17 protein-coding genes are annotated in these 13,040 nt (G+C 66.1%); 7 read left to right on the forward strand and 10 right to left on the reverse strand.

The genetic code is table 11. The annotated features are described in order from the left end of the window. Nucleotides 1–38: 38 nt before the first annotated feature. Nucleotides 39–1,721: a histidine kinase N-terminal 7TM domain-containing protein gene (locus tag NDI54_RS03010; RefSeq protein WP_310894996.1), complete on the reverse strand. Its 1,683-nt coding sequence runs from the start codon at nt 1,719–1,721 to the stop codon at nt 39–41. Nucleotides 1,722–1,846: 125 nt separating this feature from the next. Between NDI54_RS03010 and NDI54_RS03015 the strand changes: the two genes are divergently transcribed. Continuing rightward, the gene (locus NDI54_RS03015) at nt 1,847–2,200 is read left to right on the forward strand and encodes a hypothetical protein (RefSeq protein WP_310894997.1); all 354 of its coding nucleotides are present in this window, start codon (nt 1,847–1,849) and stop codon (nt 2,198–2,200) included. Between the two features lie 221 nt (nt 2,201–2,421). Here the strand turns inward: NDI54_RS03015 and NDI54_RS03020 are convergent, their stop codons facing one another. From NDI54_RS03020 to hisH, 3 genes are read right to left on the reverse strand one after another with little or no spacing between them, the layout of a single operon-like run. After that, a complete protein-coding gene (locus NDI54_RS03020) occupies nt 2,422–2,730 on the reverse strand; it encodes a hypothetical protein (protein WP_310894998.1) in 309 nt (102 codons plus the stop codon). Beyond that, nucleotides 2,714–3,559 (reverse strand): SDR family oxidoreductase, encoded by an 846-nt coding sequence (locus tag NDI54_RS03025; protein ID WP_310894999.1) that lies wholly within the window; start codon nt 3,557–3,559, stop codon nt 2,714–2,716. Before NDI54_RS03025 ends, NDI54_RS03020 begins: the two co-directional genes overlap by 17 nt. Nucleotides 3,560–3,583: 24 nt before the next feature. Further along, the gene (gene hisH, locus NDI54_RS03030; protein WP_310895000.1) at nt 3,584–4,231 is read right to left on the reverse strand and encodes an imidazole glycerol phosphate synthase subunit HisH; all 648 of its coding nucleotides are present in this window, start codon (nt 4,229–4,231) and stop codon (nt 3,584–3,586) included. Between the two features lie 170 nt (nt 4,232–4,401). On the opposite strand from hisH, the gene NDI54_RS03035 reads away from it, so the two are divergent. Further along, nucleotides 4,402–4,767: a hypothetical protein gene (locus NDI54_RS03035; RefSeq protein ID WP_310895001.1), complete on the forward strand. Its 366-nt coding sequence runs from the start codon at nt 4,402–4,404 to the stop codon at nt 4,765–4,767. Between the two features lie 27 nt (nt 4,768–4,794). On the opposite strand, the gene NDI54_RS03040 is transcribed toward NDI54_RS03035, so the two are convergent. The 3 genes from NDI54_RS03040 to NDI54_RS03050 form a co-directional block, all read right to left on the reverse strand. After that, entirely contained in the window at nt 4,795–5,382 is a 588-nt protein-coding gene (locus tag NDI54_RS03040; protein WP_310895002.1) for a uracil-DNA glycosylase, read from the reverse strand. A 65-nt stretch (nt 5,383–5,447) separates the two neighbouring features. Next, a complete protein-coding gene (locus NDI54_RS03045; protein WP_310895003.1) occupies nt 5,448–5,999 on the reverse strand; it encodes an endonuclease dU in 552 nt (183 codons plus the stop codon). Further along, nucleotides 5,996–6,181 (reverse strand): DUF5786 family protein, encoded by a 186-nt coding sequence (locus NDI54_RS03050; RefSeq protein WP_137683272.1) that lies wholly within the window; start codon nt 6,179–6,181, stop codon nt 5,996–5,998. The genes NDI54_RS03045 and NDI54_RS03050 overlap by 4 nt, the downstream gene beginning before the upstream one ends. 154 nt (nt 6,182–6,335) lie before the next feature. Between NDI54_RS03050 and NDI54_RS03055 the strand changes: the two genes are divergently transcribed. Both NDI54_RS03055 and NDI54_RS03060 read left to right on the forward strand, forming a co-directional pair. Further along, nucleotides 6,336–6,947: an MBL fold metallo-hydrolase gene (locus NDI54_RS03055; protein WP_310895004.1), complete on the forward strand. Its 612-nt coding sequence runs from the start codon at nt 6,336–6,338 to the stop codon at nt 6,945–6,947. A 49-nt stretch (nt 6,948–6,996) separates the two neighbouring features. Further along, a complete protein-coding gene (locus NDI54_RS03060; RefSeq protein ID WP_310895005.1) occupies nt 6,997–7,902 on the forward strand; it encodes a hypothetical protein in 906 nt (301 codons plus the stop codon). A gap of 51 nt (nt 7,903–7,953) precedes the next feature. Here the strand turns inward: NDI54_RS03060 and NDI54_RS03065 are convergent, their stop codons facing one another. Continuing rightward, a complete protein-coding gene (locus tag NDI54_RS03065) occupies nt 7,954–8,103 on the reverse strand; it encodes a 50S ribosomal protein L40e (protein WP_004960523.1) in 150 nt (49 codons plus the stop codon). Nucleotides 8,104–8,309: 206 nt separating this feature from the next. On the opposite strand from NDI54_RS03065, the gene NDI54_RS03070 reads away from it, so the two are divergent. After that, a complete protein-coding gene (locus NDI54_RS03070; protein ID WP_310895006.1) occupies nt 8,310–9,383 on the forward strand; it encodes an enolase-like domain-containing protein in 1,074 nt (357 codons plus the stop codon). A gap of 169 nt (nt 9,384–9,552) precedes the next feature. Here NDI54_RS03070 and NDI54_RS03075 read toward each other — a convergent pair whose 3' ends face one another. Further along, nucleotides 9,553–10,068 carry a DUF367 family protein gene (locus NDI54_RS03075; RefSeq protein WP_310895007.1) on the reverse strand — a complete coding sequence of 172 codons (516 nt, stop codon included), beginning with the start codon at nt 10,066–10,068 and terminating at the stop codon, nt 9,553–9,555. An 87-nt stretch (nt 10,069–10,155) separates the two neighbouring features. Between NDI54_RS03075 and NDI54_RS03080 the strand changes: the two genes are divergently transcribed. Both NDI54_RS03080 and NDI54_RS03085 read left to right on the forward strand, forming a co-directional pair. Beyond that, nucleotides 10,156–11,874 carry a redoxin domain-containing protein gene (locus NDI54_RS03080; protein ID WP_310895008.1) on the forward strand — a complete coding sequence of 573 codons (1,719 nt, stop codon included), beginning with the start codon at nt 10,156–10,158 and terminating at the stop codon, nt 11,872–11,874. Beyond that, nucleotides 11,871–12,251, forward strand: a complete 381-nt coding sequence (locus tag NDI54_RS03085) for a nuclear transport factor 2 family protein (protein ID WP_310895009.1) — start codon at nt 11,871–11,873, stop codon at nt 12,249–12,251. The genes NDI54_RS03080 and NDI54_RS03085 overlap by 4 nt, the downstream gene beginning before the upstream one ends. 30 nt (nt 12,252–12,281) lie before the next feature. On the opposite strand, the gene NDI54_RS03090 is transcribed toward NDI54_RS03085, so the two are convergent. Beyond that, nucleotides 12,282–12,989, reverse strand: coding sequence for a class I SAM-dependent methyltransferase (locus NDI54_RS03090; protein WP_310895010.1), 708 nt, complete (start codon nt 12,987–12,989; stop codon nt 12,282–12,284). Nucleotides 12,990–13,040 lie beyond the last annotated feature (51 nt).

Raw genomic sequence — 13,040 nt, forward strand, 5'->3', positions numbered from 1 at the left:
TCCGGTCGGCAGGCCGGCTGTCTCCGCAATTGCCCTGTTCACGCTGTCTCGGCGGCTGTCCGTTCCCGGGGTAGTCGAACGGTCACCGTCGTCCCGTCGCTCGTATCGAACGCGAGGTCGCCCTCAAGCGTCGTGGTCGTCCAGCGGACGAGCCAGAGGCCGATGCCGCTGCCGTGGTTCAGGTCCGTCTCCCGGCCCCGTTCCAGTACGCCGAGTTCGTGTTCCGGAACCCCGGGGCCGTTGTCGCTGACGATCAGGACGACATCGTCGCCGTCGATTGTCGCACTAACGGTGACGGCGGCGTCCGGGACGTGCTGGAGGGCGTTTTCGACGAGATTCGCAAGCAGAATCTCAAGCAGCGCGGGCTGGGTCGTCAGTCGGAGTGCGTCGGGCATCTCGATGGTGACCGAGCCGCCGTACTCGTCGCGGGCGGTCGCTACGACTTCGGCGGCGAGGTCGGGAAGCGCGACGGATTCGAGACCGGCATCGTCAGAGCCTGCTTCGGAGAGCGTCCGAGCCTTCTGGCCGGATTCGACCAGGCGATTGACCGACCGCTCGATGGTCGCCGCGTGGTCGGCCTGCTCGCCGTCGAGTTCCCCCGCGAGCAGCTCCGCCCGGGCCTGAATGACGACGCTCTCGTTGCGGACGTTGTGCCTGAGGAAGCGATTGAGCACTTCGAGGCGGCGCTCGCGGCGGATCTCGTCGGTGATGTCCTGAAAGACGACCGTGTATCCCAACTGCGTGCCGGCCTCGTCGCGCAGCGCCGTCTGTCGGACCTTGAACTCGCGGTGTCGACCACCGGTCTCGATGGTCACCCGCGAACTCCCGCCGTCGGGGGCGATGTCGTCACCGGACAGGAACCCGTTCAGTGACTTCGTCAGCGCCGCATGCTTGTCGACGGCGAGCATCCGTTCTGCGGCGGGGTTGAGGTTCACGATGCGGCCCTGCTCGTCGACGATGGCGACCGGCGTGGCGATGTCGTGGATGGCCGCCCGCTCGCCGGCCCGGCGAGTCGCCGGGTGGAACTCGAACATGTCGCTGCGAACGAACGCGTACAGGTCCAGTGCGACGTGGGGCAGGAACAGCAGCGTCGTCAGGTTCACTGTTGGCATCGGCCCGATGCCGCCAGCCCACAGCAACACCGCAGCGCCGGGCGGTATCGGACTCAGGCCGACCGCCAGCGCCTCGCTCCGATACAGCGGGCCGTAGCTGACGACTGTATCGAACACCAGCAAGGTCCCGAAACTGACGAACAGCATTGCGACGATAATGATGAGCAGCCCCGCCGGCAAGACGGCGTACTCGGCCCCGGCGCTGCCGGCGGTCGGCACGATCTGGAACCCCCGCCAGATCACGGTGTGGATCGGATTCGTGACGACGAGGGCCGTGCCGGCGAGCGGCAGCACCGCAAGTCCGCGATACCAGGTGCTTTCGAGCACGTTCGTCCGGCCGGTGTATCCCAGCGCGAACGAGAGGAAACAGAACCCGATCCAGATGATCCCCAGCCAGGACACCATCTCCAGCGCGAGGCGGAGCGTCGGGTCAAATACCAGCAGCGCCGCGCCGTAGCTGAAACACCAGACTGTCTGCGTAACGATGGTCGCCACGAACCACCGCGCGCCGGGCTTGTCCCAGTGCGTCCGCAGCTGTGCCAGCAGGTACAGCGATCCGACCCCCGAGGCGAACGAGCCAAGCGCCAGCCACGGGAGGTCGAGGTCCATGCCGGAACAAATCTGTACTCCGTGTTTATCCTTCTGGGCACAGTACAAGCATTGATAACTTCCCCTGTCGGCTGCCGGGACGTGGCTGCTGAAGCCGACGCCGTTTTGTCACCCCTTTCCGTAGCATGGTTGTGACCGCAGTCGAGGAGTGGGTGGCCGACCTCGAAGCCGCCGGGGAGCTGACCCCCGATGCAGTGTCGGCTATCGTCGACGTGCACGATGATCGCGGCCACCAGGCCATCGAAGCTGTTGGCGAGAGCCGCGTCAAGCAGTACCGCGATTTCACCGTCGTCGTCGGCCACGACGACGAGTACATCGTCGAGGACGGCGGCTGCACCTGCGCCGACAGCGAGTACAACCTCGACCCCGAGGACCCCGACCAGCTCTGCTGGCACGCCATCGCCGTTCGCATCGCCGAAGCCATCGACGCCGTCGACGACCACGACATGTGGTACTCGGAGGTCCGAGAGTTCCTCTAGACCACCTTTTTCAGCGTCGGGTTCGAGTCGCGCTCTCCGAGCGCGCTCGAACCACTCCTTGAAAAACGTGGGCGAAAAAGGCGCGAATCGCTCCGCGATTCGCGTGAAACCGCGCGCCGTCGGCGCGCGGTATACTTGCACCACAGTTTCCGAATCGCTCAGCCATTGTTCTCCTGTGCTACTGGTATCGTTTCCGCCTCTCCTCCTACTGTACCGCCCCGCTACCGCCCCACTGGTCGTCCAGCGCCGTACGTAATCTGGCCCGCCAGCGAGAACCGAAGCACTGACCGGGTGCCGAGATCCAGCGAGCGGAGCGTGTCAGCCCGCTCGTGGTCGCCCAGGTCAACCTCGACGCGTTTGCTCAGCGGTGCAACCCCCAGTTTCCCCTGGAACTCGACTGGCGTCCGTTCGAGTCGACCCTCCCGAACCGCGTAGCTCTCGGTCGTTTCCCGGCGCTCCCAGGTTCGGGGCCAGTCGATGCTGGCTCTCGCGATGGGGTCGCCGTCGGTCGCGTCACAGCCACCGCCCAAGGAACGCACTCAGTCGGCCGAACCCGCGGTGAATCGGGTCCTGCAGTCGGGCCGGCAGCCAGTGGGTCCACCGGACGAACGTGGCGAAGGCACCCACTGGATAGCGGGCCTTGGGTGCGGCATCGGTTGCTGCGGCGAGGACCGTCGCGGCGACAGTTTCCGGCGTCGTCGCCAGCGGCCCGCCGGTGAGCGTCCATCCGGTTTCGAGCGCGTCGTACGTCCGGTCGTAGGCCGGCATCCGGTCCCCGTCGGGTAGGCTCCCTCGCGCACTGTCGGAGAAGCCGGTGTCGACCCACGCCGGTTCGACCAGCGAGACGTGGATATCGTCTTCTCCGGCGACTTCGATCCGAAGCGCGTCGGTCAGGGACTCGACGGCGGCCTTGCCGGCCGAATACGCGCCGAGTCCGGGTGAGGCGGTGTGGCCCAGCACGCTGGAGACTGTGATGATGCGCCCGCCGTGCTCGCGCATCTTGGGGAGTACTGCCTGTGCGAGGCGGTGCGGGCCGTGGACCAGCACGTCGAACTGCTGCCGAACGGCGTCGCTGGCTACGTCCTCGATGGGGCCGGCGACGCCGTAGCCCGCGTTGTTCACCAGGCAGTCGATCTGTCCCGCCTCTTCGATGATTCGGTCGATGACCGCCTCGATCTGTGCGTCGTCGGTCACGTCGAGTGCGAGACAGCGACAGCGCTCGCGGATGTCCGCTGGAAACTCGCTCTCGATGTCCGTCGCATAGACGGTCCACCCGTCGTCGGCGAACGCCCGCGCCGTTGCCGCTCCGATACCTGACGCTGCGCCGGTGAGTAAGACGACAGAATCCTCTGTAGACATACGAACGAATCCCGAGTCCAGAACTCAGCGGTCGAGGCAGTAGTTGACGTAGTTCCGGAGGATACGCAGCCCCGTCTCGCCCGACTTCTCCGGGTGGAACTGCGTACCGAAGACGTTGCCGGCGTCATTGGCGACGATGGAGGCGAAGTCGGTCCCGTAGTCCGTCGTCGCCACCGTCGCACTCTCGTCGTCGGGGACGGCGTAGTAGGAGTGGACGAAGTACGCGTACTCCCCGTCGACACCCTCGACAAGCGGGTGGTCCCGCGTCACGTCGAGTTCGTTCCAGCCCATGTGTGGCACGGTCTGGTCGCGGCTGAACCGGACGTTCTTTCCGGGGATGAGGTCCAGTCCTTCGGCGTCGCCCTGTCCCTCGTGGTCGGCCTCCTCGCTCGTCGTCAGGAGCATCTGCATCCCGAGGCAGATGCCAAACAGCGGGGTGCCGGCCTCGGCCTGTTCGACCAGCGCCTCGCGGAACGGGCCGGCGTTGTCCATCCCCTCGGAGAAGGCCCCGACGCCGGGCAGGACGATGCCGTCGGCTGCGTCGAACTCCGCGGGGTCCTCCGAGAGGGTAACGTCAGCGCCGGCCCGCTCAAGGCCGCGCGTGACGCTCCGGAGGTTCCCCAGTCCGTAGTCGACGACGACCACGTCCGCGGTCGTCTGTCTCACACTCATACCGTTCCTTTCGTCGACGGCCGATAAGTGACTTCCTGTTCGCGCAAGGTTCGGCACAGACTCCGCTGGTGCGTGGGTCCGACTCCAGTCTCAGGTCCGCCCGCGACCGTGCATATCAATTCTGAGAATAGCCTACCCCAGTTTTATTCACCTACCGCATACAACCGTTGATGGTTGATATTGCAGAGGTCCTGTATGTCGACGGTAACGTTATCATCGCTGAGTTCCCCGAAGAAATGGAACTGACGGATGAGACGTTCGCACAAGTCAACGAACGGTTCGAAGAACTCGCCTCACAGCCGGCGGTCGATACGCACATCTCAAATCTCCAGATGGAGGCGTCACTGAACGACGACGTGTTCACGCGAGCCAAGGAGGCCGCGGAGGTGGGCAAGGAGTTCGGTATCACGGACTGGGTCATCGTCTCCGAGGGGATCAAGAAGATGGCACTCAAGAGCCAGGTCGGCGATATTCCGGGTGTTGACATTTCGCTGGTCGACACGAAGGCAGAGGCGATGGACACCGTAGCGAACTAACGGTCCCGAGCGCACTGTCCGACGCTTCTAAAACTCGCCGAGTCGCGACTGGCCGCTCTGGGCGTCAGTGAACTCCGCGGCGGTCGCAAGCGCCGCCTCGAACGTCTCGCGCTGGCTTGGGTCGTACAGCGTCGCCGCCGGGTGGACGGAAACGAGAACGCGCTGGGGCTGGCCGGCGACCGTAACGTCGAACACGTCGCCCGCTTCGCCGGTGACGGCCACGTCGCGCTCCAGCAGGTGTTCGGCCGGGACTTTCCCGAGCGTGACGACCACCTCGGGATCGACCCGGTCGATCTCTGTCTCTAAATAGTCACGACAGTTCGCGAGTTCGCCGTTTCGCGGGTCGCGGTTGTCCGGTGGACGACAGCGCACGCAGTTCGTGATGCGCACGTCGCCGCGGTCGAGGCCGGCGTCGCGCAACCCATCGTCGAGCACGTCGCCGCTCCGGCCGACGAACGGCTCGCCCTGTTTGTCCTCGTTCGCGCCGGGGGCCTCGCCGACGAACAGCAGGTCCGCGTCCGCCGGCCCGACCCCGTTGACGATCCGCGAACGCGAGTCACAGAGGTCGTCACAGCGCTCACAGCCGACGACATCGAGTCCGTCCATCTGCTCCATGCCCCGTCGTTTGCGCTGGGGGGTTTCAAACGCAGCGGTCCGCTTGGACGCTCGGAACTGGTCGGCTACTCCATCTCCACAAGGCCCCGCGCCGCCAGCCGGGCGACTCGGAGCGGCTCCGGACGGCCGCCCTCCGGCGTGAACGCGCGGACGACATCCGCGGCGGCGCTGTCATCGAGGCCGACGCTCCGGACGTACACCGTCTCGTCGTTCACCGACACCGGTCGGCGCTCCGGCTGGGCGCGGTAGGTCGCCAGCCGGTCCCGCACGATGTCGCGGTCATCGAACGCCTCGCGGATGGCCCCGTCCAGTCCCGGCGAGGACTCGAAGGTGACCGAGACGGCCGGCAGGTCGGTGTAGTCGTGAATCCGCCGGAGGTCGAGCACGTTGAACCACGCCGGTGCGATACCCGCCACGAGCAGGTAGCGGATGTCCTCGCGGTCCAGTCGGTCGACCATCCTACACACCGTGTCGGTCGCGTCGCTCCCGCCGACCGTTGCCGTGCTAAAAACAAAGCCGTCGGCCACTCGGCTGGCGCGAACGACGGCACCAGCGAACTGACTGGTTTCGTCCCGATACGACTCCGCAACGCCGAGGGCCCGTGCCCCGGATTTCACGTGTTTTCGTTGTCTTTGATATCCTCCAGTCTATCGAGTAGCTCATCGTTCGACGCCGTAAACTCGAACTCGATATCGCCCTCGTGGGCGTTTTCTTCAGCATCGAGGCCGTCCTCGTCCTCGAAATCTGTGTCGTACTCCTGGTTGTCTTGTTCCGATTCGTCGTAGCTCCCGAACCCCATGGTACGTGTACAATTATGACGTACATAGTAAAAAATCACTCGGCGACGCTATCGTATTTGATAATTGATACATTTCCCACACCTACGGCGTGGCGGGTTCCGTTTCGGGAGAGCGGACAGTACACTCAAGCGGACCGCGCCACAGGGTCCGTGTATGGACGTTCACAACGTCACCGCCGAAGCCGAGACGTTCACCTGTAACGCCTATCTCGCAACCGGCGAGCGGACGACGCTGGTCGACGCCGGGGCGATGGACGGCGTTGTCGACGTAATCCGCGAGCATACCGACGCGCTCGACGCCGTCGTGTTGACCCACCAGCACGGCGACCACGTCCAGCAACTCGACGCCGTTCTCGATGCCTTTGACGCACCGCTGTACGCGTACGGGTCCCACCCACGCCGGGACCACGAACTCGGCGACGGCGACACCCTCACAGTCGGCGACGAGGAATGCGAGGTCGTCTACACCCCGGGCCACGCCGACGACCACGTCTCGCTTCTCTCCGAGTCGTCGCTGTTCTCCGGCGATGTGGTCGTCCACGACGACGGCGCGTTCGACGACGGCTCCTTCGGCCGCACCGACCGCCCCGGCCAGTCCCGCGAGCGTCTCATCGAGAGCGTCGAGACCCTGCTCGACCGCATGCCCGAGGGCGTCGAACACATGTACTCGGGCCACGGCGGCGTCTTTCACGGCAATGTCCGCGAGGTCGTTGAGCGCGCCCTCGAACGGGCCGAACGCCGCGAACCGAAGTACCCCGACGAGTGACTGCTCGTCGCGGCGTAACGCTCTACTTACCAGGACGATATTCGGGCGCATGAACCGACAACTCGTGACCGGAGCGGCGCTGGCGCTCTTCGGCGTCGTGCTGGCCGGGATTCAGGTTCTCCACGCGGTCCAGCAGACACGGATTCCGGTGGCGGTCGCGGTCGATGCGCTCCCCTTCGCAGCCATGGCGCTCGCAGTAGCGTACGCTGGCGTGTGGCTCGCTCGGGACACGACGTTCGAGGGGGCCACGTCCCGGGTGGCCGCCTGGGCCGCCGGTGGGATGGTGGCGTTCGCTGCTGTGGCCGCGTTGTTACTGTTTAGCCAGCGCGTGACGACCGGGTCGCTTGCCCGAGCGTCGTTTCTAACCGTGGACCTCGTCACTGTCGGTACGCTTGCCGGCGTTCTCGTCGGCCTGTACGACGCCCGGAGTCGGGGCCGACTCCGCGAACTCGAAGCCGAGCGCGACCGTATCGAGGCCTTCGCCGGGAAGGCGGCGGACGTGAACAACTACGGGCGCGCCATCGCTAGCGCGCCCAGCGTCGACGGCGTCGCCGCGTTCGTCGTCGAGGCGTTCGGGACGTTGACCGGCATGGACGAGACGGCTGTGGTCCGCATCAGCGACGACAACTCCGCGGCGCTCGCAAACACGGTTCGCACCGCGCCGGTCGACATCGTCGGCGCGTTCGCGCGGGCGGTCCGGACACAGCAACAGGGCGAGATTGCCGTCCACGACCCGCCGTTCCCCGTTGACTTCCCCGAGTCCGTCGCCGGTTGCGTCTCGGCGGTCGTCCTGGACGACGAAGATGCGACGACGGTCGTTATCTCGCTCGCAACGGACGACACGACCGTTGGCGACGAGGACGAAAAACTGCTGGAACTCATCGTCTCGCACGCGTCGGTCCGTATGGCGACGCTCGACGGCCGTTCGGCTGACGAAGGCGACACCGGGCGGTAAGGAACTGGCGATGAACTGCCACCGGTTGCCGGCGGCAATTGATCCCGAAAATCAGGCGCTGCGGGTCTCTTTCGCCTTCGGACGCAGGTTGCCGTAACCGCACTTCCGGCACTGCTGGGCGCGCTGTGGGTTCCGCGCGTTACACCGCATGCAGATCTGCTTGTTCAGGAGTCGGTCGGACGCAGTCTCGAAGCTAGCCATGCGCGGATGTTTCCGGTGCGCGCGTTTAAGCTTTGAGTTTCGGTCTGGGACTCCGCGTGGCGGATCGGCTTCGAGTATCAGTAGCCGGACGGTCCCACCCGGTAGCGGTCTGGCCAGCCAACACGGGAGGGGCTTTCTGGCTGTTTGAACACAGCGACATCTCAAGTCGCCGCCGCCTTTAGATGCCTGAGCGGCGAAGTCCGGGTATGTACGACCAGGTGGCGGACCTGTCGGTCACCGTCGAGAGTTGTGCGTTCGAGCGGCTGGAGCGGGCGACCTCCAGCGGGTTCGACCGGGCCACGACCGTTATCCACCTCTCGGGGGCTGGCGAGACCGGCCGCGGCGAAGACGTGACGTACACGACCGAGGCCCACGACGCGCTGCAGGACGCCGACGCGTTGCAGGGCGAGAACTCCGCGCTGGCCGGCGAGTACACCGTCGACTCGTTCTCGGCGGCGCTTTCCGAGGCCGACCTGTGGCCCGAGCCACCCGACGAGGACCGGTTTCGCCACTACCGGCGCTGGGGCTTCGAGAGCGCGGCGCTTGACCTGGCGCTGAAACAGGCCGACACGGACCTCGGGGCGGCCCTCGGCCGGCAGTACGACCCGGTGCAATTCGTCGTCTCGACGCGGCTCTCAAACCCGGACGACGACGCGCCGCCGACGGCCGACCGGCTGGCGAGGCTGTGCGAGCGCTACGGCGAGCTGGCGTTCAAACTCGACCCCACGCCGTCCTGGAGCGAGGGTCTCGTCGACGACCTGGCCGACTACGACGTTCGCGTGCTGGACCTGAAAGGACTGTACGAGGGGACGGATGTCGATGTTGAGGCCGACCCCGAGTTCTATCGCCGCGTCGTCGACGGCCTCCCGGACGCACTGGTCGAGGACCCCGACCTGACCGAGGCGACCCGGTCGATCTTCGACGGGCAAGAAGCGCGCGTGACCTGGGACGTACCCATCACCGGCGTCGAGAGCATCGAGGCGCTGCCGTTCGAACCGGCGTGGCTCAACATGAAGCCCTCGCGCTGTGGCACCGTCGAATCGGTGCTTGCGACCATCGACTACTGCGAGCGCAACGACATCGACCTGTACGGCGGCGGCCAGTTCGAACTCGGCGTCGGCCGCGACCACATCCAGGCGCTGGCGTCGCTGTGCTACCCCGACGGCCCGAACGACGTTGCGCCCGGTGGCTACAACGACCCCGACCCGGATGTGGACCTGCCGACAAGCCCGCTCACCCCGCCAGCGGCCCCGAGCGGCATCGGAACGGAGTTTTCGTAAGCGCCCTTAGACGTGAAGGCGAAGCTACAATATTGTTCGAATACTAACTAGTAGTATGCGGTGTCAAGCATGCGGAGAACGCATCGAGGACGTGTTAGAGGCCCACGCACGGCGGGCCTGTCCTCACTGTGATGCGCCGCTCCACGAGAAGCCAGCAGAGCCCCGGTGACTACTCCTCGGCGAGATAGTCGTCCTGTACGTCGATCACGTCGCTCGAATCCTCGCAGTTCGCGTACCGTTCCAGTGGCTCCGCGTTCAGTTCCAGAAAGGTGTGGCCCCAGGAGAACGTCGAGAGGATGCGCTCGGCGTGATCGCGCTCTCCGAGGATGACGAGCGCGCCGGCGAAGGCCTCGACCGTGTTCAACTGAAAGGCGGTCCCGTAGTTGACCGGATTGCCGGCGACGAGGAAGGGGAGCGAGCGGTGAATGCCTTCGAGATCGAACGCTTCCCGCTCGGCGGTTTCCCAGGAGCAGTCGAGCGCGACCAGTCGGCTGTGGCGAGCGCCGTCGCCGGCGGTCGGTCGGTCCGCGGGAGACAGCGCCTGTTCGGCGAAGGGGTTGAGCACGATGCCGGGCGGCGTCGACCGGGTTGCGCGGTGGAGTTCGGCCTCGTCCATCCGGGCCAGTTTCCGCGCGCTACATTTGTCGGGATCGTCGTCACCCTCGTACCGGACGTGCAGTTCCACGGCTGAGGTATGACCGTGGCAGATAAAAGCGACTCGTTCCGTGACAGTGTGCAAACACTGTTATAGGCGGACTCGGTTGTATAAGATGTGCTTTCAGAGGGGACGGCGGCACCACTGTTCGAACTGCCGGCGCTGGTCGACGGCGAGCGAAAGCGGGTCGGGTTGTCCGACTATCTCGGCGAGGACGTGGTCATCCTCGCGTTCTACCCGGCGGATTTCAACCCGGCCTGTGACGACACCGCCTGTGATCTAGACGAACTCGATCTCTTTACGATGCAAAAGGACGTAACGATCCTGGGCATCAGCACGGATTCGGTGTACAGCCACCGGGCCTTCGCCGACCGCTACGACCTGAAAATCCCGCTATTATCCGACACCGACCACGACGTTGCCCGCGAGTACGGTATCGACTTCGTGGATGACATCGGCCAGCAACTCATCGAACGGGCCGTCGTCGTCATCGACCACGACGGCGAGATCCAGTACGCCTGGAGTACCGACGATCTCCGGCAGCTGCCCCGCGTCGAGGAAATCAAGGACGCCATCGCGGACACCGGCGGCGACGACACCGCGTTCGCCCGCTACCGCGTCGGCCACGCCCACTACACGGAGGGCCGGCGGGCGTTCACCGCGGCGATGGGGGGCTTCCAGGACTCGGAGTGGATGGTCGCACAGGGCGACTTCCAGCAGGCCCGCGAGGAGTTCGAGGACGCCGCGGACCACTTCGACACCGCCGTCCGCTTCGTCGACGACGAGGCCCTGAAGCCCATCTACGAGGACGCAAAGACCAAGGCGAACTCGCTGTGGCAGGCCAGCGACTGGCTCGCCCAGGCCGCCAGCGCCTACTCCAGCGGAAGCGGGGCGGAGGGGCAGGCGCTCCGGGACGACGCCGAGCGGCCGCTGGAAACGGCCCGTGGCTACGAGGAACCCCCCGACCCCGACGGTCCGTGGCCGCCGGAATTGGAGACGCTCGAAACGGAATCGGACGACGAGCGCCCGGCCTACCTCTCACAGGACGCAGAGGAGGGAGACACCTCTCTCGATGTGGACATCGACGCGGCGGTCGAACGGACCGCTACCGAACTGGCGGAGACGGCGTCCTCGGCGGGCGAGTCGGCGCTGGATTCGACATCGTCGACCGACGCCACGGACGCCACGGACGCAGCCGACGGAATCCGAGAGGCGGCCGACGAGACGACGGGATCAGCAGCCCAGGAGGCGACGGCAGCGGAGCCAGCCGAACAGTCGTCGAAATCAGCGGGATCGCCCGGCGAAGCGACCACACCTGCGGATCAATCGACACCCGACGAACCGGCGGCCGACGACCCGCCGCCGGACTCGGTGTCGTCGCCCGACGGAGAGGGTGAGCTTTCGGAGGTCGACGACACCGATATCGAGGAAATACAGGCCGAACTGGCCGAAAGCGAGGCCGAGAGCGAGTCCTCGGATTCCATAGAGGAGGCCCCGACAGCGATGGTCGAAGCGCCGCCCGAGGCGGTCGGCGGCGCGGATGCCGACTCCGCGACACAGGACACGCCAGACGGTGACCAGTCGAGCGTCGACCAACCGTCGGACGCAGACTCCTCGTCTGGGTCGGAAACCAGCGAATCAGCCGAACTAGACCTGACTGATCCGACGGCTGCTGCTGACGCCGCGGACGAGTCGGCGGGCGACTCCGGCCCGAACGACGCTTCGGACCCGGAAACGGACGGCAGTGCAGGCTCGGAAACAGACGGCAGTTCGGACCACGATTCCGGCCCAGTGAGCGACAGAGACACAACCGACGATTACGAACGAGACACGTGACGCGATCTGCTCTCCTTCAGCATACACGGGCCTACTACGATGCCATCGACGGCGGCGACTACGACCAGTTGACCTCGCTGCTGGCCCCGTCGTTCGTCCACGACCGACCCGACCGGACCATCGAGGGCCGGGAGCGGTTCGTGCGGTTCATGCGCGAGGAGCGACCGCAGACGGACACCACACACCCGCTGGATGGGCTCTACTGCCCGCAGGACAATGGTGGGGCAGAATCAGCAGGTGGTGATGGTACGGAGACAGCGGAAGTCGTCGCCCGTGGCCGCCTGCTTGATGCCGACGGCGAGCGCATCGTCGGCTTCGTGGACGTGTTCACCTTCGCCGGCGACGACATCGAGCGCATCGAGACGTACACGCGCTGAGGTCCGACCGCTTGCGGATTTGCTGTTTCGCTATTCTGGCAGCGAAAGTTGGACACCGTAGGCCGAGCCATCGACTTCAGTCCCGACGAGTCCGTCCACGGTCCACGGGGTCTCGCCGACCGCGGCGCGGAACTGCGACGGCGTGACCAGCAGCAGGTCGGTCCACGGCCCGGCCAGCCCGTCGTATTCGACGCGGAAGGTCCGGTAGGCAACACCGGGCTGGACGAGGTGGGCAGCCTCGGTTTCGGGGTCTGCCCGGTCGAGCGTGTCCATGTCAGCGATGAGACGGCCGCCGGGTCGCGTCACCGCCGCTAGTTCGGCAAGCGTCGCTTGGAGGTCGGCCAGCGAGCGCCCGAGGCCGAGTTGCTTGCCCAGGACCGCGACCGTGTCGAACCCGTTGCCGGGCGGCCGCCGGAGGTCACCGACCACAGCGTGCGTGACCCCGCGCTCCCGAGCGACCGCGACGGCTCCCGGACTCCGGTCGACCGCCAGCACGTCGTGACCGCGCTGCTGCAGGGCGAGCGCGTGTCGGCCGACGCCACAACCGGCGTCGAGGACTCGCCCTGTCACCGCCGAGAACAGGGTCCGTTCGATGGGATGCCACGCCGATGGCGGCTCGAAGTAGCCCGCCAGATGCGCCTCGGTCAAATCGTCGTCGTCGCGCCGATAGCGGGGCCGTTCGGCGAGGTCGTCGCGGTGGAAATCCCGTACCATCTGCCCGAAGGCGTCGTCCGGCATACCTTGACGGACCCGACGGGCGAATATAATGGTGTGCTGAAATATGGTGCC

This window comes from Haloarcula terrestris (genome assembly GCF_031624315.1).
Lineage (GTDB): Archaea > Halobacteriota > Halobacteria > Halobacteriales > Haloarculaceae > Haloarcula > Haloarcula terrestris.

Coding starts and splice junctions, on each gene's coding strand:
- NDI54_RS03010 (WP_310894996.1), bottom strand. CDS start 1,721: ATGGACCTCGACCTCCCGTGGCTGGCGCTTGGCTCGTTCGCCTCGGGG.
- NDI54_RS03015 (WP_310894997.1), top strand. CDS start 1,847: ATGGTTGTGACCGCAGTCGAGGAGTGGGTGGCCGACCTCGAAGCCGCC.
- NDI54_RS03025 (WP_310894999.1), bottom strand. CDS start 3,559: ATGTCTACAGAGGATTCTGTCGTCTTACTCACCGGCGCAGCGTCAGGT.
- hisH (WP_310895000.1), bottom strand. CDS start 4,231: ATGAGTGTGAGACAGACGACCGCGGACGTGGTCGTCGTCGACTACGGA.
- NDI54_RS03035 (WP_310895001.1), top strand. CDS start 4,402: ATGGTTGATATTGCAGAGGTCCTGTATGTCGACGGTAACGTTATCATC.
- NDI54_RS03040 (WP_310895002.1), bottom strand. CDS start 5,382: ATGGAGCAGATGGACGGACTCGATGTCGTCGGCTGTGAGCGCTGTGAC.
- NDI54_RS03050 (WP_137683272.1), bottom strand. CDS start 6,181: ATGGGGTTCGGGAGCTACGACGAATCGGAACAAGACAACCAGGAGTAC.
- NDI54_RS03055 (WP_310895004.1), top strand. CDS start 6,336: ATGGACGTTCACAACGTCACCGCCGAAGCCGAGACGTTCACCTGTAAC.
- NDI54_RS03060 (WP_310895005.1), top strand. CDS start 6,997: ATGAACCGACAACTCGTGACCGGAGCGGCGCTGGCGCTCTTCGGCGTC.
- NDI54_RS03065 (WP_004960523.1), bottom strand. CDS start 8,103: ATGGCTAGCTTCGAGACTGCGTCCGACCGACTCCTGAACAAGCAGATC.
- NDI54_RS03070 (WP_310895006.1), top strand. CDS start 8,310: ATGTACGACCAGGTGGCGGACCTGTCGGTCACCGTCGAGAGTTGTGCG.
- NDI54_RS03090 (WP_310895010.1), bottom strand. CDS start 12,989: ATGCCGGACGACGCCTTCGGGCAGATGGTACGGGATTTCCACCGCGAC.